The sequence below is a fragment of the Wolbachia endosymbiont (group B) of Apotomis betuletana genome (assembly GCF_947250475.1).
Taxonomy (GTDB): domain Bacteria; phylum Pseudomonadota; class Alphaproteobacteria; order Rickettsiales; family Anaplasmataceae; genus Wolbachia.
Window position 1 is genome coordinate 269,165 of the sequence record NZ_OX366320.1, and the last position, 19,942, is coordinate 289,106.

Sequence of the window (19,942 nt, forward strand, 5' to 3'; positions counted from 1 at the left end):
AAACTTCCAGTTTTTTAACCATATAAGCTGAAACGGGCTGTTTAAGACAGGCCAATTTTCAGGATTAGAGCTAGCTAATAGGGGGTTTCTTTTGTCTTTTTTCTACTTGGTAAATTTCTTGATATTTGTAGCTAAAGTAATTTAAGAGAGGTGTCATCCCAGTGCTCCGACACTGGGATCCAGTTAAATTTACGAGTATAAAAGTAATCAACGTTTCTGATGATGGAAAAATGGATCCCAGTGTCGGAGCACTGGGATGACAAGAAAAGGAGTACTGGAATGACAAGAAGGACATTCCACCATGTCATTCCAGCGGATGACCAGATTTTTTTATTTGATCCCAGACTGGCTGGTTATGCAAGTTCCAATTTTAATAATATTTACATATAAGCCATACGCTTGAGTTGCAAAGTTCTAAAAAGCAGCCAAAATAAAAATAAGTAGACATTTACAAATTAAACTAAGTGTACAATCAACAAACAAGAGTATTGATTGCAACAATACTCTGTAGAATCGCAATATGGTATGACCATATGCTCTTTATTGATCTGGTTAATATAATTAGTAGAGAATTTTGTTATGCAAAAGATATCTACTACAGCATATTGCAATTGTTTGGAATTGCAGGACTGGGCGCTATGGTAAGACCACTTGGTGCATTCGTATTTGGTCACATTGGTGATAGGTATGGAAGGAGAATGGCGTTAACGATTGCTATCTTGCTAATATCGATTCCTTCTAGTCTCGTTGCGTTTATTCCAAGTTATAGTAAAATAGGAATAACCTCTACTATGTTGCTTCTTACAATCCATCTGATACAAGGGGTTGCACTTGGCGCTGAGCAAGGAGGTAGCTCTGTTTATCTCATAGAGCATTTACCTAATAAGAAAAAACTAGGAATGTTTTTTGGAATAATAAGTTTTGGTCGCTCTATTGGCATATTGCTCTCTGTGGTTGCAGTGATCATTTGTAAAAAAACCACTGATTTTAACGCTTGGGGTTGGAGGCTGCCGTTTATTTTTTCAGCCATTTTAGGATTAATAAGCGCATATAGTATATATACACTAGGAGAAACTCCAGCGTATGAAAAAAATCGAGAACAAAGAAATTTACCTAATGTACCAATAATAGAGCTTACAAAACGCTATAAAAGAGCCCTGATACTTGCCATTTTAATATCTGTACCTGTTAATGTTGCTGTTGGATTTACCATATTTCTTAGAACAATTGCAAAAGAAATAGTGTCTGTTGAAACTTATGTAACAACGTATGTCAACGAAGTTGTACTCATTATAACCAGTATATTAATGCCGATATCTTCAATAGTGCTTGGAATTTTAGCTGATAAAACAGGAAGAGAACGCACTGCAATCTTATTTATAGTGATAACAATGGTAATATGTTGTCCTATGTTATCTATTGCATATTACTATAAAAGCTACCTAATAATTATGTTGAGTGTGATGGCTCTTTCTATAATCGAGAGGGGTATTAATCCTATAGGGATAGTTACTGCTGAGCTTTTTCCTACTAATGTTAGATTTAGTGGTGTGAGTTTATCACGTAACATTTCTTATGCCCTGCATGGTGGATTTACTCCTATGATATGCACTTGGTTTACTATAATGTTTCCTAAAATAGACTTTGCTGCTGGGCTTTATGTAATTTTTTGCTTATTAGTCAGCTTAGTAGCAATATTGCAAATAAAACCACAAGATAAAAAGTGTGATTGGTAATTTTCTCTATTTAAATTTATTTCACTTATTTAGCTAATTTTTATTACAATTATAATTTTGGCTTTTATGAAAACTGCATACGTATGTCAATTCTGCGGTCATAGCACTGGAAGGTGGGTAGGAAGGTGTATTGCATGTGACAGTTGGGATACGGTTGTCGAAGAAATAGTACTAAAAACAGAAACGAGAAGTACATCTGCACCAATTTCAATAAAAGCGTTATCAGATAGTGAAATTATTACCCCCGATCGTTTTTTAACAGGAATAGAAGAGTTAGATAGAGTTTTTGGTGGAGGTATCGTTCAAGGTGCTAGCATTTTAATTGGTGGTGAACCTGGAATTGGAAAATCTACTCTTTTGCTTAGGATTGCAGCTAATGTTGTACAACTTTCCTCTTTTGAATGTCTTTATGTATCTGGCGAGGAATCTTTAGAGCAAGTGAGCCTCAGAGCAAAGCGTCTTAAGATAAATGAACCTAAAATTAAGCTTTTATCTACAGTATCTTTAACTGATGTAGTAGCAACAATAAGGAAAAATAAAAGTATTAAGTTCTTGATAATTGATTCTATACAAACTATGTATGATAGCAAAGTCACATCAGCACCAGGAACTGTAACTCAAGTCCGTACCTGCGCTCATGAATTGACTGTTCTTGCAAAGCAATATGGTGTTTCTCTCTTAATAGTTGGCCATATAACGAAAGATGGACAAATAGCGGGACCTAAAACCCTGGAGCATATGGTAGATACAGTACTATATTTTGAGGGTGAAAATAGTAATCAATATCGCATTTTACGTACTATTAAAAATAGATTTGGCCCTGCAAATGAAATTGGTGTTTTTGAGATGTCTAAAGCAGGACTCATGCCTGTTGATAATCCATCATCATTATTCTTGACCGTACATGATAGAGAAGTAGTTGGCAGCGCCGTATTTGCAGGAGTTGAAGGCTCAAGACCAATCTTAATGGAAGTGCAAGCATTAATAGCAAGGACTAATATGGCAACTCCAAGAAGAGCAGTAGTTGGTTGGGATATTAATAGATTAGCTATGATAATCGCGGTTCTAAGTGCTCGTTGTAAAATGTTTTTGCATGATAAAGAAGTATACCTAAACATTGCAGGAGGACTCAAAATACAGGAACCATCAGCTGATCTTGCTGTTGCTGCTTCTCTTATTTCAAGTTTAGTAAATTTACCGCTACCAACTTCTTCAATAATCTGCGGTGAGGTTGCACTTTCAGGAGAAATTAGAAATGTTTCGCATGCTGATCTCAGACTAAGGGAAGCACAAAAGTTAGGATTTAAAAAAGCGATTATGCCTAAAAATGGCAATTATTCTTCTCATGATATTGAGATAATTAAGCTTGGTCATATAAAAGAGTTAAAAGAGATCTTCAATCACAGTTAAATATTATCTGCATGAACATTTTGCTTGTGGGAAGGATGTTATCCCAGCTTCCATAATGTCATCTGAGTAGGTGACACTGGCTTCTTTTTTTACTGTTTTTACTGTAATTAAAAATTCATTGGATCTTGATTATATATTTCCTCTGCTATAAGCAATAATTTTTCGCTCTCATCAAAGAGACTTTTTGCTCTAGCTGCTAATTTCTCACTAATTTGTGGTAGACATTGTCATAATATACTCCTTAAATTTTTAAAATATATTTATGTTAGTATACAAGTATCAATATTACATTAATATAATAACTTTTTAAGCATGAGTGACAAGCTGAAGTGGTTTTTAATTACTCAAAAAACAGAAACGTTTCTATTTCCTACACTTTCTAAAACCATAGGTACCAGTTGGTTTTTAGCTAAAGTAAAGGTCAAGTATCTGGAATTCTGGACATAAAATCCTCCTGTATAAAAAAGAGTTAGAAAAAAATGCAGTGCACATACGACAGATATACACTGAAGAATACATTTTTTAATAAGTTTGATTAAAAAGTCTGCAGACTAAAGATAGATTTTGAGCTCTTAAAATATCTCTATTTGTAATTATAATGAGATTGAAAATATGCGGAAGTAATTTTTATACGTTAACGGCTCACCCAACCCACTTGCAATCTGGATCCCAGACTGGGATGACAAGAAAAGGCTACTCAAATAGGAAGTACTGGAATGATACCATCTAAAAACGGCTTCTCATGATAATTAAGCTTGGTCATATGAGAAAATTAAAGAGATCTTCAATCAGATTTAAACAGCGCTTCAGCAAACTCTTTGCCAGTAAATTCCCTCAGGTCTTCTATACTTTCACCAATTCCTATAGCGTGTAATTTCACCTTATAAGCTTCTGCAAGCCCAATCACTACTCCACCTTTGGCAGTACCATCTAGCTTTGTTACAATTAACCCGGTAACACCAACCATTTTACTAAAGGCCTCTAATTGGCTATAAGCATTTTGGCCAGTAGTTGCATCAAGAACTAAAATAACATCATGAGGAGCAGTATCATCCAATTTCTTTATCGTTCTATGTATTTTTGACAGCTCTTGCATGAGATTTACATTGTTTTGTAGCCTTCCCGCTGTATCAATCAAAACAACATCAACGCTATCTTTTATCGCTTGATTTACAGCTCTATATGCCACACTTGCAGAATCGCTACCGTGCTCTCCAGTAACAATAGAGCAATCAGAACGTTCTGCCCAAATATTTAATTGCTCACTCGCAGCAGCTCTGAATGTGTCGCACGCAACAAGCATAACGGATTTTCCTTTTTCCTTATATTTATAGGCAAGTTTACCTATAGTTGTAGTTTTTCCATTACCATTCACTCCGCATACCATTATTATGTGTGGTTTTTTATTCAAAATGAGCGGCTGCACAACAGGGTTTAATATTGTTTCTATTTCGCTCATTAACTGCTGTGTGATAATGTTATGTTCAACTTCTGATTCAAATTTGATACTTGCGAGCTTATCAATAAGCAATCTAGAAGTTTTATGACCTATGTCCATGCTGATCAGCAGCTCTTCCAGATCATCTAAAAGCGACTGATCTAATTTTTTTTTGCCAGAAAAAATATTTTTTACTCCATCACTAAAACGGGAGGAGGTTTTTAATAGTCCTTGATAAAGATTACTTAATAAACTCAAGAAATACTCCTTCTAAAATTACCATATAAAGAATGACATGCACTATATGTATTTGTAAAGTAAATACACTAGTAACCTATATATTTTGTGAGTAAAATGTACCGCTTGCTAGTGTATTTTACTTTAGTTTTTAACCTAAATATGTTATAATGTAAGTAATGGTTTACGGGTAGTTCTATGAGTTATAATGAGAAAATTTTAGATCATTACGAAAATCCAAGGAATGTTGGTTCTCTGGATAAAAATGATCCAAATGTTGGTACTGGTTTAGTTGGTGCACCATCATGCGGAGATGTAATGAAACTGCAAATAAAGGTCAACGATAAAGGTGTTATTGAAGACGCAAAATTTAAAACTTTTGGTTGTGGTTCTGCTATAGCTTCAAGTTCTTTGCTTACAGAAATGATCAAAGGAAAAACTATTGAGAATGTAACAAAGATAAAGAATACTCAAATAGTGGAAGAATTGTCTTTGCCGCCAGTAAAGATACACTGTTCAGTACTTGCTGAGGATGCTATAAAAGCTGCTATTCATGATTATCAAAATAAACAAAAACATTGAGGAATATGAGTGAATTTCAAGGAGTAAATTCTGTTAAAAAACCTATCACTCTAACTGCAAATGCAGTAGAGAGGGTAAGGTTTTTATTGGACAAAAAGAAGCATGCTAACCTTGAAGAAGCAATAGGAATAAGAGTTCTAATTAAGCAAAAAGGATGCTCTGGTTTAAAATATGATATTGAATATGCATATGATGTTCGTCCTTTGGAGTCGGTAATTGAAGAAAGCTGCAGTGATGATCAAAAAGTCAAGGTGCTGATCGATCCAAAATCTATCATGTTTATCCTTGGCTCTGAAATGGATTATGTAGAGGAAAAATTCTCATCAGGTTTTATTTTCAAAAATCCTAATGAGAAAGGAAAATGTGGTTGTGGAGAGAGTTTTCATGTCTAGCAACCATTTCACATTATTTGGAATTGAACCGGCTTTTAACATCAGCTTTGATGAGCTGGAGAAAAAATATATTGAGCTAAGCAAAACTGATATAAATGAAAGAGAGTCCAAAAATATGGAAAATATCAACAAAGCTTATCAGGTACTGAAGTCACCGCTAAAGCGTGCCGAACATTTGTTGGATCTTTTTGACGTACAAAGCAAAAAAGAGCATCTTGATCCTGAAATATTAAATGAATCAATGGAAATAAGAGAATACTTTCTAGACTGCGATGATTTACAATTTGCAAGTAGGATGATTGATGAAAAGGTAAAAGATTGTACTAAAAACCTAATTAATGCTTTTGCTACAAAAAATTTTGATGAAGCTGCTACGCAAGTTTTTAGATTGAGATATTTATATAAGTCATTTGAGGAGATAAAGGAAAATGCGGCCAGTTCAAATTTCTGAACCAAGTTCAAATGAGGTAGTTTTTGGTATAGATCTTGGAACTACTAACTCTTTAATTGCCATGGTAAATAAAGCTGGCAATGTAGAAATATTTAAAGATGAGCAAGGTCGTGAACTATTACCTTCTGTCATTTCATATGAAAAGGATGTACTAAAAGTAGGCTACGATGTTGGCGAAAACGCTATCTGCTCTATAAAACGCTTAATGGGTAAAAGTGTTAAAGACTTGCATAAAGAAGGTATCAATTGTGAAATAGATAACGAAAGTGAAAAAGTTATTAGGGTAAAATGCTCAGAAGAAAAGTATCTCACTCCTATTGAGATCTCTGCTGAGATACTAAAAACTCTATGCAAGAGGGTAAAAAAATTCACAGGGATGAAAGTTAACAAAGCAGTGATTACTGTACCAGCTTATTTTGATGATTCAGCACGTAACGCAACCAAATATGCAGCAAAATTAGCTGGCATAGATGTTCTTCGCCTCATTAATGAACCAACCGCTGCAGCACTTTCTTACTCCATTGGAAAGAACAATAACAGTGGCATATATGCAGTTTATGACCTCGGTGGTGGAACATTTGACATTTCAATATTAAAATTACATCAAGGAGTGTTTCAAGTTCTTGCAGTTGGTGGTGATACTAAACTTGGTGGTGATGATTTTGATCATCTACTTAGTTTAATCGTGCTTGAAAAGTATAGAGAACAGGTAGGTTTAAATAAAAAATGCTCTAGTGTCATCCCAGTGCTCCGACACTGGGATCCAGAAAGTTTGATTGCAAGTGAACACACCAGAAAGTTATATAATAAGAACTGGATTCCAGTGTCAAGCACTGGAATGACACCATCTGATACAACTACCTACAAATTACAACATTCATACACTAAAACTGGTATCTGCAATATACGTGCTATAAAAGAGTACCTAAGTGAAGATACCTCTGGCACTTTTGAATTCAGCATCAATGGTGAATTATTTAAGTGCAAAATTACCAAAGAAGAATTCGAGCAAGCAATCAGTCCTTTGGTTAATAAGACTATAAATATAGTTACTCGTACTATAAGCAACATAGATCTTAAAATCGATGATATAAAAGGGGTAATTTTAGTTGGTGGCGCAACTAGAGTGCCATTAGTGCAAAATTCACTAATCAAACTCTTTGGCAATAAAGTGCTGAATGATGTGGATCCGGACAAAGCAGTTGCCAATGGGGCAGCTTTGCAGGCTCATTATTTAACTTCAAACTCAAAAGATAGGAATATTCTCCTTGATGTGCTGCCTTTATCACTTGGCATAGAAACTATGGGGGGAATAGTTGAAAAAATTATACCAAGAAATACACCACTACCAGTTTCAGAAATAAAAGAGTTTACAACTTACGCTAACGGGCAAACAGCAATGAAAATTCACGTTTGTCAAGGAGAACGTGAAATGATAAAAGATAATAAATCTCTAGCACGATTTGAACTCAAAGGTATACCACAATTGCCTGCAGGTTCTGCAAAAGTTGAAATAGGATTTACAGTTAGCATTGATGGAATATTGACTGTCACTGCAAGAGAAAAAACTACTGGAGTCGAACAGACAGTTGAAATAAATTCAAGCTCTGGCTTAAGTGAAGAAGATATTCAAGATATGGTCAATCAGTCAGTAAGTAACTTTGATGAAGACATGAAGGCTCGTTCCCTTGCAGAGGCTAAAATTAACGGTAACAAGCTCATACATCTAGTTGAAAATGTTTCCACTGAGCAAAAGTTAAAAATTTTACTACAGAACGCAAAAGACGCTTTACAGGAAAATGACTTAGACAACATTAATAATGCTATCTCTGAGTTAGAAAACTCTGCTTTAGAATTATGCGAATCAGCAGACAGATAGAGTTCATAAAACTTTGTGAAGTACCCTGTCAAATCTCAGAGCAATAGGTAACCTAAAATCAAACGGCAACCAATCAACTTTGCCTAATTTAAACGATAAACCAACCATGCTTACGCGCCCAACTATATTTTCAGTTGGTATTAACCCAATTTCAGAAAACCTGCTATCAAAAGAATTATTTCTATTGTCTCCCATAACAAAAAATTGATCATCAGGCACATAATAAACTGGAGTATTGTATGATAACTTATTAGAAAGATTATCTATTAGAATTTCATGCTCCTTGCCGCTCGGGAGTGTTTCGATGTATCTTGCTATATTACGCTTTGACTCATAATCAAAAAAATTTTCAATTTGTCTTCGCTTTACTTTCTGATCATTTAAATATAACTCCCCCTCTATCATTTGCACTTTATCGCCCGGTATTCCTATTACCCGCTTAACAAATCTAATGCTGTCATTTCTTGTAGGCTTGAAAACTATTATATCACCACGCTCCGGAGGGGTATAAAAGATTCTACCGCTAAAGATGTTTGGAGAAAATGGAAAAGAGTGTTTACTATAACCATATGAATATTTACTAGTAAAAATATAATCTCCCTCAAGTAGAGTGCTTTTCATTGAACCAGAAGGAATATGAAATGGCTCAAATAAAAAACTACGTATTGATAGCGCAATTAGTAGCAAAAAAAACAGTGAAGATAAAAACTTTCTCGTTCTTGCTATCCGGTTCTCTCTCAATTCTTTCAATTTTATTTTCTTTGTAAATTTAAGCTTATCATAACACATAAAAGTGGTAATGTGAAATTTTACTCATGGGTGTTATTGCTCTTTTTCGAAAGTCGAAATAAGCTCTCAAGTAATTGACAGTGATTGATAACCAATAGACATCATTTGCTATGCAATATTGTATAAATCACAATGCTAGTTTTACTGAAAATTATACTATTTTAGATATAATTATAATATTTAAACTTAAGGTATAGGGATGAACCCTACAATTAGAAAGGTTTTTTGTATTCTACTTATAGTATTATTTATTTCTTTTTCTCATGTTGGAAGTGCTGCTAACTCTAATGACGATACAACTGCTCAAGTAATATGTAATATTATTGGCTACGTTTGGGGAATAGGTGGACCGCTTATGACCGTAGTGATAATAGGAGCAGCTTTACTTGCAATATTTGGTAGAATGCCGTGGCCTGCTCTTTTCGCCCTCGGTGTATTTTGCGCTGTGTTTTTTGGCGCTAAAACTATTGTCATAAAAGTAATGGGTGGTATAAACTCTACAAATGACTCTTTTATGGAAGAATGTGGAACGGGAGATAAAAAAAAGAGTCAATAGGACTATTTCTTTCTAAAGCAGACTTGGTGCACAGCTTCAACTATATCTTCCACTTGTGGTAATGCTTTCTTTTCTAGGTTTGCAGCATAAGGTAAGGGGACATCCTTGCCGGTTACCCGTACAACCGGAGCGTCAAGGTAGTCAAATCCTTGTTCCATAACCATGGCTGAGAGTTCTGCTCCTATTCCTGCAAATGGCCAACCCTCTTCTATGCTTACTAATCTATTGGTCTTCTTAATAGAGTTAATAACTGTTTCAGTGTCAAGTGGTCTTAAGGTTCTGAGGTCGATAACTTCAGCTTCTATTCCTTCACTAGAGAGTAAATCTGCTGCATTTAACGCATCCATTAGTTTCAATGAAAAAGCAGTGATAGTTACATCCTTTCCTTCCCGTATAACAGCAGCTTTGCCTATCTCAAGTAGATAATCTTTGTTTGATAGCTCAGAGTCAGGAACTTCATGCTCATGTCCATAAGCGATCTCGTTTTCTAGAAATATTACCGGATTAGGGTCACGAATTGCAGCTTTAAGCAGACCTCTGCAATCGGAGGCAAAGTAAGGTGCTATTACTTTCAACCCTGGAACATGCGAATACCAAGATGCAAAGCACTGAGAATGTTGTGCTGCAACTCTTGCTGCAGCACCATTTGGTCCACGAAATACTATAGGGCATCCAAGTTGTCCACCCGACATATAATTTGTTTTTGCTGCGGAATTCACAATTTGGTCGATAGCCTGCATAGAAAAATTAAAAGTCATAAACTCGACTATTGGCCTCAGTCCAGCAAATGCTGCTCCAACAGCAAGACCAGCAAATCCATGTTCAGTAATGGGTGTATCAACTACCCTATTTTCTCCAAACTCTTTCAGTAATCCTTTCGTTACTTTATAAGCACCATCATACTCTGCAACTTCTTCACCCATGATAAATATATCAGGGTCATTTTGCATTTCTTCTCTGATCGCTGTGCATAAAGCTTCTCTTACACTTAAGATTGCCATTTGTAAACCTGTAGATTTCAACTGAAATAACTATATCAAAATTACCAGGAAGCGCACAAGTTAAGTTTTACAAGCATCATGTTGCATTGAGCATTGAATACTTACTTCTTTTAATTCAGTAGGTTGCGGTGATAGTGCGTATGTAACTCCACCGACTATCAATGAAGACATCACAGAAGTTGCAATCATCAATAGAATTGGTAATTGGAAGGCTATACTAAAGGCAACACCTACTGTCAACATGATTGCAAAGTTTACAGAAGCAATTTTTAAGAAAGACAGTTGTCTTTTTTCTGTTTTTTCTAGTAATACTTTATTTGCTTTGGTTTTGCTTAATTCACTATTAAGTGTTGTATTCTCGTTTTCCAGATCTTTTATTTTTTGCTTTAGTGATTGATTCTCTTTACTGAGCTTATCAACTATTTCTAACCGAGTCTCATGTCCAGCTACGTCACTCTTTGATTTTTCTAGTTCTTTCTCAACATGTTTTAATTATTTACCTGGCTTTTCTAACTTCCGAATTTGGCTATCTTTCAACTGAACTTGAGTTTGCAGGCTTTCTAAAGTTTGGTTATCAACTTCATTAGCTGCCCCGTCGTAATTTATTTCGGAGTAGGAAGAAGTATCAAACGTAGTTTCAAGTGCTAAACCGTTGTCGTCACTACTAACGCTTTCACCAATAGGAGTCTGTTTACCACTATATGTAACACTTCCTCTTTGTGGTGACTCAAATTTTTCTACCATATTCTTAACACCAGCATGTAAGTATTGCTCACTTACTATACTGTCACTACTTTCGCACGTAACAGGAGCCTGTGCACCACTACGTATGGTATTGTATTGTTTCACAGAATTTATAACATCTGCTGATACATCAGTTTTTTTCTCATGCTTTGTATAAAAATTTTGTTCTGCTTTCTTTAACATTTCCTCTATAGCTTCTTTATTCTCTGTATTACCAACTATCTCTCTTGGAGTCTTATTTTTGCTTTTTAATGAAGGATTGACTCGATTGTCATTTAGTAACCGTTTTACCATGTCTTTATGTCCACAAGAAGCAGCAATATGCAAAGCAGTTAGCCCATCATTTTTAGAGCCATCTTTTACTCGAGCGCTAACACTTGCTTTCTTTTTTAGTAAAAGTTCCACTATTAACATATTGTTGCATGCTGTAGCAAGATGTAACAACGTCCAATCTTCTGCAGCTTCTTCTAAAATTTTTATACTAAATTGATGTTCTTTACTAAAATTTTTACTAAACTTGTTGTACTCTCCTGCATCTTTTCCTTTTAACTCATTCTTTATTCTTTCAAGTAAATTATCTTCATCCAAACCTCCACTTTTACTTACCTCATTTATTATTTCAAAAAACTTCTCCTTCTCTATTGCCACAACCTTTCCCTCTCAATTTATTTTTATCACTGCATAATCTCACAAAAAAGTTAAATTTATCAAAATTCTATATTTTATATAAAATAAAATTTCCTGTTTCCAAAAATTGATAAGCATGTTTTTGATGAGATTGTAGAAAACATACTTTTATGACACCATTTGTTGTACGAACTAACTTGGCGAAAACAGATGTTCATATAGTTGTGTGGCAAAATGTTTTGCACTAGTTATGCTACTTTGTTTTCCATAACAGTTAAAAAAATTAGTAGCAAGTTGTTGTGAGTTTATGTATTTTGAGGCTGTAATGGTCAAAGGTACATGAAGTATGATCAGAGTTAAAGGTGCAAGAGAGCATAATTTGCAGGGTATTGATGTCAATATACCAAAAAATAAGTTAGTTGTTATAACTGGACTAAGTGGTTCTGGTAAGTCTAGCCTTGCATTCGATACGATTTATGCAGAAGGCCAACGCCGATACGTCGAAAGTCTATCGGCTTATGCACGTCAATTTCTTAATATTCAAGATAAACCAGATGTTGAGTCAATCACAGGCCTCTCTCCTGCAATATCAATTAATCAAAAGTCGATCTCAAAAAATCCAAGATCAACTGTTGGAACCGTTACTGAAATTTACGATTATGTACGTTTGATATATGCACGAGTGGGAATACCTTATTCGCCTGTAACTGGGTTGCCAATAACGAAACAGGCTGTATCTCAAATTGTAGATACTATTATAGCATTACCTTTAGAAACTAAAATATATATACTTGCTCCTATTGTGCGTGGCAGAAAAGGAGAGCACTTCAAAGAGATATTGGAAATTAAAAAGCAGGGTTACGTGAGACTAAAAATAGATGGTGAAACATACAATATAGATGACTTGCCTAAACTCGACAAAAACAAGAAACATGATATTTTTGTTATTGCAGATAGAATCTCCATGTCAGATGATATAGGAAATCGACTACCAGGCAGTATAGAATCAGCATTGAGGCTGGGCCATGGCTTAATGTATGCAGAAATAGTGAACTTACCTGATAACCACAATTCCGAGTATAAAAATGGTCAAACTTTAACTTTCTCAGAGAATTTTGCATGTCCTGAGTCTGGCTTTACTCTTGAAGAAATAGAGCCAAGATTGTTTTCTTTTAACAGCCCCTACGGTGCATGCAGTTCATGCAGTGGGCTCGGTAAAAAACTAAGTGTTGATGCAAAGCTAATAGTGCCAGACGAAACGCTCTCGATATCTGAAGGTGCTTTAAAGCCAATTGGATCAATGTTCCGTCAAGTGCATACAAACTATGGATTGCTAAAAAATGCAATTCTATCACTGGCTGAAAATTGCAAATTTAGCCTTGATGTTCCGTGGAAGAATATAGACCAAAAAGTGAAGGATTTAATACTTTTTGGCTCTAGAGAAATGAAATTTCAAGGTTTGGTCAGTATCCTAGAACGCCAGATGGATTACGATGCATCACTTATTGATAGGTATTGTTCTGTTACTGACTGCAAAGAATGTGCTGGCTATAGATTGAGAAAAGAAGCACTTACAGTGAAAATTGACGAAAAACATATAGGTGAAATATCAAGGCTCAGCATCGATGAATCCCTTAAGTGGTTTGGAAATTTATCAGACAAACTTACAGAACAACAAAGGCAAATTTCAAATAAAATATTAAACGAAATAATCAAAAGGCTGACATTTTTAAAGAATGTAGGGCTAAATTACCTTACACTTGACCGTGAATCTAGCACTCTCTCTGGTGGTGAAAGCCAGAGGATCAGGCTTGCTTCGCAAATTGGCTCTGGTTTAACAGGAGTGCTATACGTGCTTGATGAGCCCTCAATTGGCCTTCATCAATGTGATAATGATCGATTAATTACCACACTTAAAAATCTGAGAGACATGGGTAATACTGTGATTGTTGTTGAACATGATGAAGACACAATAATGGCTGCTGATTATGTGATTGATATTGGTCCTGGAGCTGGCGTGAATGGAGGAAAAATCGTTGCAGAAGGAACACCAGATCAGGTACAAAAAAATTCAGAAAGCATAACAGGACAGTATTTAAGTGGAAAGAAGGAAATTTCAATTTCAAAAAGAAGAAAGCAAACAACTCAGTTCATAAAGGTAGTTAATGCTTGTGAGAACAACTTAAAAAATATAAATGTTGAATTTCCTATAGGGAATTTTATTTGTGTTACTGGAATATCAGGAGGAGGGAAATCAAGTTTAGTGATAGAAACATTATATAAATACTCAGCACACAAGATAAATCATTCATCTGCAAGGCATGGTCAATGCGACAAAATAGAAGGCCTTGAGTATATAGATAAAATTATAGAAGTTGATCAATCGCCAATTGGTAGGACCCCAGCATCAAATCCAGCAACATATGTTGGTATGTTTACTCACATCAGAAATTGGTTTGCAGGTCTCCCAGAGTCGAAGGCACGAGGTTACAATATAGGCCGATTTTCATTTAATACCAAGGGAGGAAGATGTGAAGCTTGTAAAGGTGATGGGCATTTAAAGATCGAGATGCATTTCCTACCGGACGTTTATGTGAAATGTGAGCAATGTAGAGGACAGAGGTATAACCGAGAAACATTGGAAGTTACTTACAAGGGAAAATCAATTTCTGATGTGCTTGATATGACAATAGATCAAGCATGTGACTTTTTTGAAAATCTTCCAATGATAAAGGAAAAGTTGATTTCTTTACAGGAAGTAGGGCTTGGCTATATAACGCTTGGACAGTCGTCAACAACGTTGTCCGGGGGTGAAGCACAACGAATAAAGCTGTCTAAGGAACTATCAAAGCGATTTACCGGGAAAACATTGTATATTCTCGATGAGCCAACAACTGGGTTACATTTTGAAGATGTAAATAATTTACTGAAAATACTCCATAGGCTAGTTGATTTAGGAAATACTGTTATAGTTATTGAGCACAATTTACATGTTATAAAAACTGCTGATTACATAATAGATATTGGTCCAGAGGGTGGAGTAAAAGGTGGCGAAGTGGTTGCTGTAGGAACTCCAGAAAAAGTTGCACAGACTCCAAAAAGCGTTACAGGCAAGTATCTTAAAACATATTTATTGGATCAAGTATCGACTATTTCTTAATAATTAGGTTATGAGGAGCATTTTAAAAGGTATACCTAACATATTTAATTCATGAATCTTCTCTTATTAAAAAAAGCTACAGATCTCATATTTCCAAACGTATGCGTAAGTTGTGAACGTATAATTGATAAAAGTTATGATTTATGTAGTGAATGCAATAAAAAAATCAATTTTTTAACTAAGCATTACTGTAATGTTTGTGGTGTAGTAATTCCAGATAACATTGATACATGTGGTAAATGCATCAGTAACCCTTCACCATTTAAAGTATTAAGATCAGTTTTTGCTTATGATGAACATAGCAAAAATATGATTATAAATTTTAAATTTTTTGATAATTTAAATTATGTGAAAGTCTATGCAAAGTGGATGTACAAAGCTAACAAAGACATGTTTCAAAATGCAGAGGTCATAGTTCCCATACCGCTACATAAAATACGCTTATTTAAACGTAAATATAATCAAGCATCATTGCTCGCGAAGGAATTAAGTAAGTTATCTAATTTATCTTATACACCATTTGCAATAAAACGTATTTGTCACACCAAACCTCAAGCTGGTCTTTCACTTAAACAGCGTGAAAAAAATTTGAAAAATACTTTTAAAGTAAGTAACAGCGAAATTATCAAAAACAAAATCGTGATATTGGTTGATGATGTAGTAACAACTGGCGCAACCGCAAGGTCTTGCTCTCAGGAAATTTTAAACTCTGGTGCAAGAGAAGTGAGAGTGCTATCGCTTGCAAGAACTGTATGAAAATCAGCTTTAAGGTATAATTTTCATTTTTGAAAACTGTTTAGTGTCTTAGTACTAACTTCTGTATCATTCCTCTTAAAAAAAAGTCTAGTTATAGTGTATACGGAGTCTATAATTATAGCTCTTTTTCTAATAGTTCGAATAGCTGAATATTCTTTCTGGCTAAATTTTTTATAACAAACCAATGGTTTGATTAAAATCAGGAGAATATGGAGGCAGATATATAACTTCAGCACCGACACTTTTAACAAAGTCACTTATTTTCTATGAAAAGTTGCATTATCCAAAATCACCCAGCAAAAAGCTTGAACTAGCTATTAAAAACGTCTGTATCGCAATAGCCTTCAAAAATCATAGGCGCCATAATTTTTCCCTTATTCAAAGCTGCAATCATATTTTTGAATACTCACTGCATTCAGAAAAAAATAGGTACATGCTAGTGTAATAGCACTGGATGTAATAATTGGAACAAGTAAAAAAGCCTCTATTAGTTTTCTTATAGAGCTGGCTGGTTTAATGCTGTTATTATTCAATGATGCAAAATAATTTTCACTAAGGTTGGCCATCCATTTTGCGCCAGATAAGACCCTCTCACTATTTTTTTAGATAAGTTGACTTGTATTTGCTTTCCCATGTTTATAATTATGCTAATAATAAATATGATAAGATCAATATAAATTTTTTACTTCCGTGTTTTTTCTATTGTTGTTTATAATGACTATAGTTACATCACATATTTCTTTCAATTAAATGGATCAGTTATTTATTACAAATCACTGACTTTTTTAATGGATTCTTTTTCTAAATAATTTCCAAAAATGTGTTTACTTTTGTTTGTAATTGTGTAGTAACTGCAACGTAAAGTTATAGGAGGTAAAGATGGATTTTGAAAATCTGAAAAAGATATTAAGTGCAATTGATAAAGATGCAAGTGTAAATAAAGATAATGTAATTAATAAAATAAAAGAGGTATTGCGAAGGGAAGATACAATAGCGTATCAAGAGTGGGAAAATAAAAATTTTAGTATAAATCATACATTCATCCAAAGTGATCCTGATGCCGAATTTACATTATTAATTGCAGCTGCAGCAGCTGGCTGTAAGGATTTAGTGAATGTTTTATTAGATAGGCATGCGGATGTTCATGTAGAAGGTGAAAATAGAGAGACTGCTTTGCATCATGCCGTTTATAGTCGATGTGTAGGTGTAGTAAATGCTCTACTAAAAAAAGGTGCTGATGTTAATGTAAAAGACAGAAGTGGTAGTACTCCTTTGCATTATGCTACTATATATAAATTCATAGATGTAGTAAATGTTCTACTAAAAAAAGGTGCTGATGTTAATGTAAAAGACAGAAGTGGTAGTACTCCTTTGCATTATGCTACTATATATAAATTCATAGATGTAGTAAATGTTCTACTAAAAACAGGTGCTGATGTGAATGTAAAAGACAGAAGTGGTAGTACTCCTTTGCATTATTCTACTTTAAGTAACCATATAGAGGTAGTAGATGCTCTGTTAGCTGAAGGCGCAAGTGTTCATGTAAAAGATAGAAATGGTAGTACTCCTTTGCATTATGCTGCTAAAAATGGCTATTTAGAGATAGTAGATGCTCTACTAGACAGAGGTGCAGATGTTTATGAAAAAGATAGTTTGCAGAAAACTCCTTTGTATTATGCCATTATAAATCACCAAGAAGATATGGTAGAGAGTATAAAAGGGTTTTTAAAAAATAAAGTAGTTCAAGGTAGTGTAGTTGTTGGTGGCTTAGTTGCCATGTTAGGGAATTTTGTAACATCGACGCTTTTTATAACCGAGACAATGGAAATTACATTAACATCTGTTACGGCAGCAATAGCTGTATCTGCATCAACAGCATTAACATCTGGTTATGCTAAATATCTAATGTCAAAATTCGATAACGAAATAAAAGAAATAAAAGAGCGACAAAACGTAATGGAAGGGAGGCAAAGCTTAACAGAAGGGTGGCAAAGTGTAGATCTACAAAGCATATGTATACATAATGCTCTTTCGTAAATTTTTACTTCCGCACTTCTTTAGTGTTGCTTATAATAACTATAGATTTAGATCTTAATTAGAGGCTTTAATTACCTACTTTAAGTTATTGAATTTCTTATCATAGCATCTATCATTCCAGTACCCTGGAATGAAAGAAAAAGAACACTGAATTAAAAATACAACATACCATCTTATATCTTAATACTGCATAATACCTCGATCATAGATTGATTAAGGATGCCTTAAGTTAGTCTTGCTTTACTATGAAAAGCTTGTACTCTTTAAATGTATTATTTATAAATTAACTGTTTATAAGCTAAAATATGTCTAATAGAGCTAATATAACTTTTTTTATAGCTGGTGCTATTGCTTCCCTTACATTAATTACATCTGGAGTTTTTGCTGTAGCTCCTTACGTTGCATTTTTATCTTCAGTTGCAGCTTTAAATATAGCTCCCCCTGTTATTTTTATTTTATTTGCGCTTTCTGCAGTAGTAATTGTGTTTTCATATAAAATGATTAAACAAAATAAAAAATCTCAAGAAAACTCGAAAGCTGAAGTCGAAGAGCCGAATAAAGGGTTAAGGAAAGAAGAAAATAAGCTAACTCCAATTAAAGAAGAATTAGAAGATGGAAAGGATAAAGAAAATAAATACGGGTTTAGTGATCTAGAAGAAAAAGTTCATAGAATTTCAGAGAATTTTGTAACGAAAGATGAAGTGAATGGGTTAAAAAAAGAGGTTAGTGATCTTTCTGCAAGGTTAATTAATAGTCCTGCAACAAAAAATGAAGTAGAAGCAAAGCTGAATATGGAATTTTACGCAAAAGATGAAGAAAGAGGGTGGAATACAACATTTAGTGATATTATATTACCAAATGACATAAAAGAAAAGTTGAGAGGAATTTGTGAGTCAAAAAGCGGAGGATATCTCTTGTACGGTCCACCAGGAACTGGTAAGACTAGTATTAGTAAGGCAATTGCAAATCAAACTAAATCTCTGTTTGCGTTTATGTCTGTTTCTGCGTCTTGCTTGTCTAGTCAAAGGAATATAGATCAAGTTTTTGAGAAAGCAGAGACAAACAGTCCTTGTATGATTTTTATAGATGAGATTGACGGAGTTGGTAAAAAGCGAACTGTTAATGAGGATGCAGGGCCTTTAACTTATTTACTCACTAAATTGGATAAAGAGTTTTTATCCTCAAAAAATATAACGGTGATTGCTGCAACTAATCATAAGGATCATTTAGATACTGCGTTTACTAGGGGTGGTCGTTTGGAGTGTATTGAGGTTCCTGGGCTGGATAAAGAAAGTACACGTAGGGGAATACTAAAAGAATATCTCAAAGAATTAAGCCCTCTAAATATTGAAACTATTGTAAAGAGTACTAATGGTTTTTCACCAGCAAATCTGATTGGTTTAGCCAAGTATATACGAGAGGAGAAAAGTAAAGGCAAAAGCACTCCTATTTTCACTTTATGTGAAAGATTTAAGAAGGAACATAACATTGAAGATAAGAAGAATGAGAAACATAGTAACGGAAAAACTAAAAACAAGGATACAAGGCTATCATCTGGAAGCTTATCTAGAAGTTCATCAGTAAGCTCTTCATTGAGTGATGTATCTTCTCGAGGAAGTAAGTGGCAAATCGAGGAATAAAGAGAATTACTACACAGTCTGGGATGACGCCATGCAAGTCGAATCATGTCATTCCAGTGCTTGACAATAGTTTTTATCCAGAAGGGTCATTGAACTTCTAAAAGGGTGTCATTCCAGTACTGGAATCTAGGAATTTTTTGAGCACGCAAGTTATGCCAAGTTTTTTGTTGGTAAGAAAGGCTGGATCCCAGTACTGGGATGACAGGAAGAGGGCTACTCGGGTGAGATCGAAGGGGCTACTTGCATGACAACAAAGGGGCTTGCTTGCATAACTCAAATTCAAAGAAAAATCATTTAATGTCATTCCAGCGCGTGACGCTGGAATTCAGAAATAAAGAACAATGGATCCCAGTGTCAGCTACTCGGATGACAGGAAAAGGGCTACTCGGATTACATCCTTTTTTTCCTGGATACCAGTCGCATGACACTACTATATAGTAGGTCCCAATTTTATCCCAGTCTGGGATCTTCTTTCAAAAATTCAAAACAATCTATTAAAAAGGAGAA

The 19,942-nt window shown here is 34.6% G+C and carries 15 protein-coding genes and 1 pseudogene; 11 read left to right on the forward strand and 5 right to left on the reverse strand.

Going from position 1 to position 19,942, the window contains the following annotated elements; translation table 11 throughout:
• Positions 1-464 precede the first annotated feature (464 nt).
• Positions 465-1,736, forward strand: coding sequence for an MFS transporter (locus OOK82_RS01270; RefSeq protein ID WP_264686428.1), 1,272 nt, complete (start codon positions 465-467; stop codon positions 1,734-1,736).
• A gap of 66 nt (positions 1,737-1,802) precedes the next feature.
• A complete protein-coding gene (radA, locus tag OOK82_RS01275) occupies positions 1,803-3,146 on the forward strand; it encodes a DNA repair protein RadA (RefSeq protein WP_052264751.1) in 1,344 nt (447 codons plus the stop codon).
• Positions 3,147-3,930: 784 nt separating this feature from the next.
• On the opposite strand, the gene ftsY is transcribed toward radA, so the two are convergent.
• Positions 3,931-4,842 (reverse strand): signal recognition particle-docking protein FtsY, encoded by a 912-nt coding sequence (gene ftsY, locus OOK82_RS01280; protein ID WP_264375488.1) that lies wholly within the window; start codon positions 4,840-4,842, stop codon positions 3,931-3,933.
• Between the two features lie 177 nt (positions 4,843-5,019).
• On the opposite strand from ftsY, the gene iscU reads away from it, so the two are divergent.
• From iscU to OOK82_RS01300, 4 genes are read left to right on the forward strand one after another with little or no spacing between them, the layout of a single operon-like run.
• Positions 5,020-5,403 (forward strand): Fe-S cluster assembly scaffold IscU, encoded by a 384-nt coding sequence (gene iscU, locus OOK82_RS01285; RefSeq protein WP_007302620.1) that lies wholly within the window; start codon positions 5,020-5,022, stop codon positions 5,401-5,403.
• 5 nt (positions 5,404-5,408) lie between these two features.
• Positions 5,409-5,795 carry a HesB/IscA family protein gene (locus tag OOK82_RS01290; RefSeq protein WP_006012614.1) on the forward strand — a complete coding sequence of 129 codons (387 nt, stop codon included), beginning with the start codon at positions 5,409-5,411 and terminating at the stop codon, positions 5,793-5,795.
• Positions 5,788-6,246, forward strand: a complete 459-nt coding sequence (locus OOK82_RS01295) for an iron-sulfur cluster co-chaperone HscB C-terminal domain-containing protein (protein WP_006012616.1) — start codon at positions 5,788-5,790, stop codon at positions 6,244-6,246. Before OOK82_RS01290 ends, OOK82_RS01295 begins: the two co-directional genes overlap by 8 nt.
• On the forward strand, positions 6,224-8,125 hold the full coding sequence (locus OOK82_RS01300) for an Hsp70 family protein (protein ID WP_264686427.1): 1,902 nt from the start codon (positions 6,224-6,226) through the stop codon (positions 8,123-8,125). Before OOK82_RS01295 ends, OOK82_RS01300 begins: the two co-directional genes overlap by 23 nt.
• 3 nt (positions 8,126-8,128) lie before the next feature.
• Here OOK82_RS01300 and lepB read toward each other — a convergent pair whose 3' ends face one another.
• Positions 8,129-8,914: a signal peptidase I gene (gene lepB, locus OOK82_RS01305; protein ID WP_264686426.1), complete on the reverse strand. Its 786-nt coding sequence runs from the start codon at positions 8,912-8,914 to the stop codon at positions 8,129-8,131.
• A 199-nt stretch (positions 8,915-9,113) separates the two neighbouring features.
• Between lepB and OOK82_RS01310 the strand changes: the two genes are divergently transcribed.
• Positions 9,114-9,470, forward strand: a complete 357-nt coding sequence (locus OOK82_RS01310; protein ID WP_264704307.1) for a TrbC/VirB2 family protein — start codon at positions 9,114-9,116, stop codon at positions 9,468-9,470.
• 2 nt (positions 9,471-9,472) lie between these two features.
• On the opposite strand, the gene OOK82_RS01315 is transcribed toward OOK82_RS01310, so the two are convergent.
• Positions 9,473-10,471 (reverse strand): pyruvate dehydrogenase complex E1 component subunit beta, encoded by a 999-nt coding sequence (locus OOK82_RS01315; RefSeq protein ID WP_264375491.1) that lies wholly within the window; start codon positions 10,469-10,471, stop codon positions 9,473-9,475.
• A 492-nt stretch (positions 10,472-10,963) separates the two neighbouring features.
• Positions 10,964-11,863 (reverse strand): ankyrin repeat domain-containing protein, encoded by a 900-nt coding sequence (locus OOK82_RS01320; protein WP_264704308.1) that lies wholly within the window; start codon positions 11,861-11,863, stop codon positions 10,964-10,966.
• Positions 11,864-12,188: 325 nt separating this feature from the next.
• On the opposite strand from OOK82_RS01320, the gene uvrA reads away from it, so the two are divergent.
• The gene (gene uvrA / locus OOK82_RS01325; RefSeq protein WP_010405033.1) at positions 12,189-15,002 is read left to right on the forward strand and encodes an excinuclease ABC subunit UvrA; all 2,814 of its coding nucleotides are present in this window, start codon (positions 12,189-12,191) and stop codon (positions 15,000-15,002) included.
• 51 nt (positions 15,003-15,053) lie between these two features.
• The gene (locus OOK82_RS01330; protein WP_264704309.1) at positions 15,054-15,758 is read left to right on the forward strand and encodes a ComF family protein; all 705 of its coding nucleotides are present in this window, start codon (positions 15,054-15,056) and stop codon (positions 15,756-15,758) included.
• Positions 15,759-15,873: 115 nt separating this feature from the next.
• Here OOK82_RS01330 and OOK82_RS01335 read toward each other — a convergent pair.
• A pseudogene (locus OOK82_RS01335) lies at positions 15,874-16,155 on the reverse strand (transposase); the annotation flags it as partial.
• 482 nt (positions 16,156-16,637) lie between these two features.
• Between OOK82_RS01335 and OOK82_RS01340 the strand changes: the two are divergent.
• Positions 16,638-17,795, forward strand: coding sequence for an ankyrin repeat domain-containing protein (locus OOK82_RS01340; protein WP_264704310.1), 1,158 nt, complete (start codon positions 16,638-16,640; stop codon positions 17,793-17,795).
• A 305-nt stretch (positions 17,796-18,100) separates the two neighbouring features.
• A complete protein-coding gene (locus OOK82_RS01345; RefSeq protein ID WP_264704311.1) occupies positions 18,101-19,435 on the forward strand; it encodes an AAA family ATPase in 1,335 nt (444 codons plus the stop codon).
• Positions 19,436-19,942 lie beyond the last annotated feature (507 nt).

What these genes read in the sequence shown, in the direction of transcription:
- radA (WP_052264751.1), top strand. Translation starts at nt 1,803, where the DNA reads ATGAAAACTGCATACGTATGTCAATTCTGCGGTCATAGCACTGGAAGG.
- iscU (WP_007302620.1), top strand. Translation starts at nt 5,020, where the DNA reads ATGAGTTATAATGAGAAAATTTTAGATCATTACGAAAATCCAAGGAAT.
- OOK82_RS01290 (WP_006012614.1), top strand. Translation starts at nt 5,409, where the DNA reads ATGAGTGAATTTCAAGGAGTAAATTCTGTTAAAAAACCTATCACTCTA.
- OOK82_RS01295 (WP_006012616.1), top strand. Translation starts at nt 5,788, where the DNA reads ATGTCTAGCAACCATTTCACATTATTTGGAATTGAACCGGCTTTTAAC.
- OOK82_RS01300 (WP_264686427.1), top strand. Translation starts at nt 6,224, where the DNA reads ATGCGGCCAGTTCAAATTTCTGAACCAAGTTCAAATGAGGTAGTTTTT.
- lepB (WP_264686426.1), bottom strand. Translation starts at nt 8,914, where the DNA reads ATGTGTTATGATAAGCTTAAATTTACAAAGAAAATAAAATTGAAAGAA.
- OOK82_RS01310 (WP_264704307.1), top strand. Translation starts at nt 9,114, where the DNA reads ATGAACCCTACAATTAGAAAGGTTTTTTGTATTCTACTTATAGTATTA.
- OOK82_RS01315 (WP_264375491.1), bottom strand. Translation starts at nt 10,471, where the DNA reads ATGGCAATCTTAAGTGTAAGAGAAGCTTTATGCACAGCGATCAGAGAA.
- uvrA (WP_010405033.1), top strand. Translation starts at nt 12,189, where the DNA reads ATGATCAGAGTTAAAGGTGCAAGAGAGCATAATTTGCAGGGTATTGAT.
- OOK82_RS01330 (WP_264704309.1), top strand. Translation starts at nt 15,054, where the DNA reads ATGAATCTTCTCTTATTAAAAAAAGCTACAGATCTCATATTTCCAAAC.
- OOK82_RS01340 (WP_264704310.1), top strand. Translation starts at nt 16,638, where the DNA reads ATGGATTTTGAAAATCTGAAAAAGATATTAAGTGCAATTGATAAAGAT.
- OOK82_RS01345 (WP_264704311.1), top strand. Translation starts at nt 18,101, where the DNA reads ATGTCTAATAGAGCTAATATAACTTTTTTTATAGCTGGTGCTATTGCT.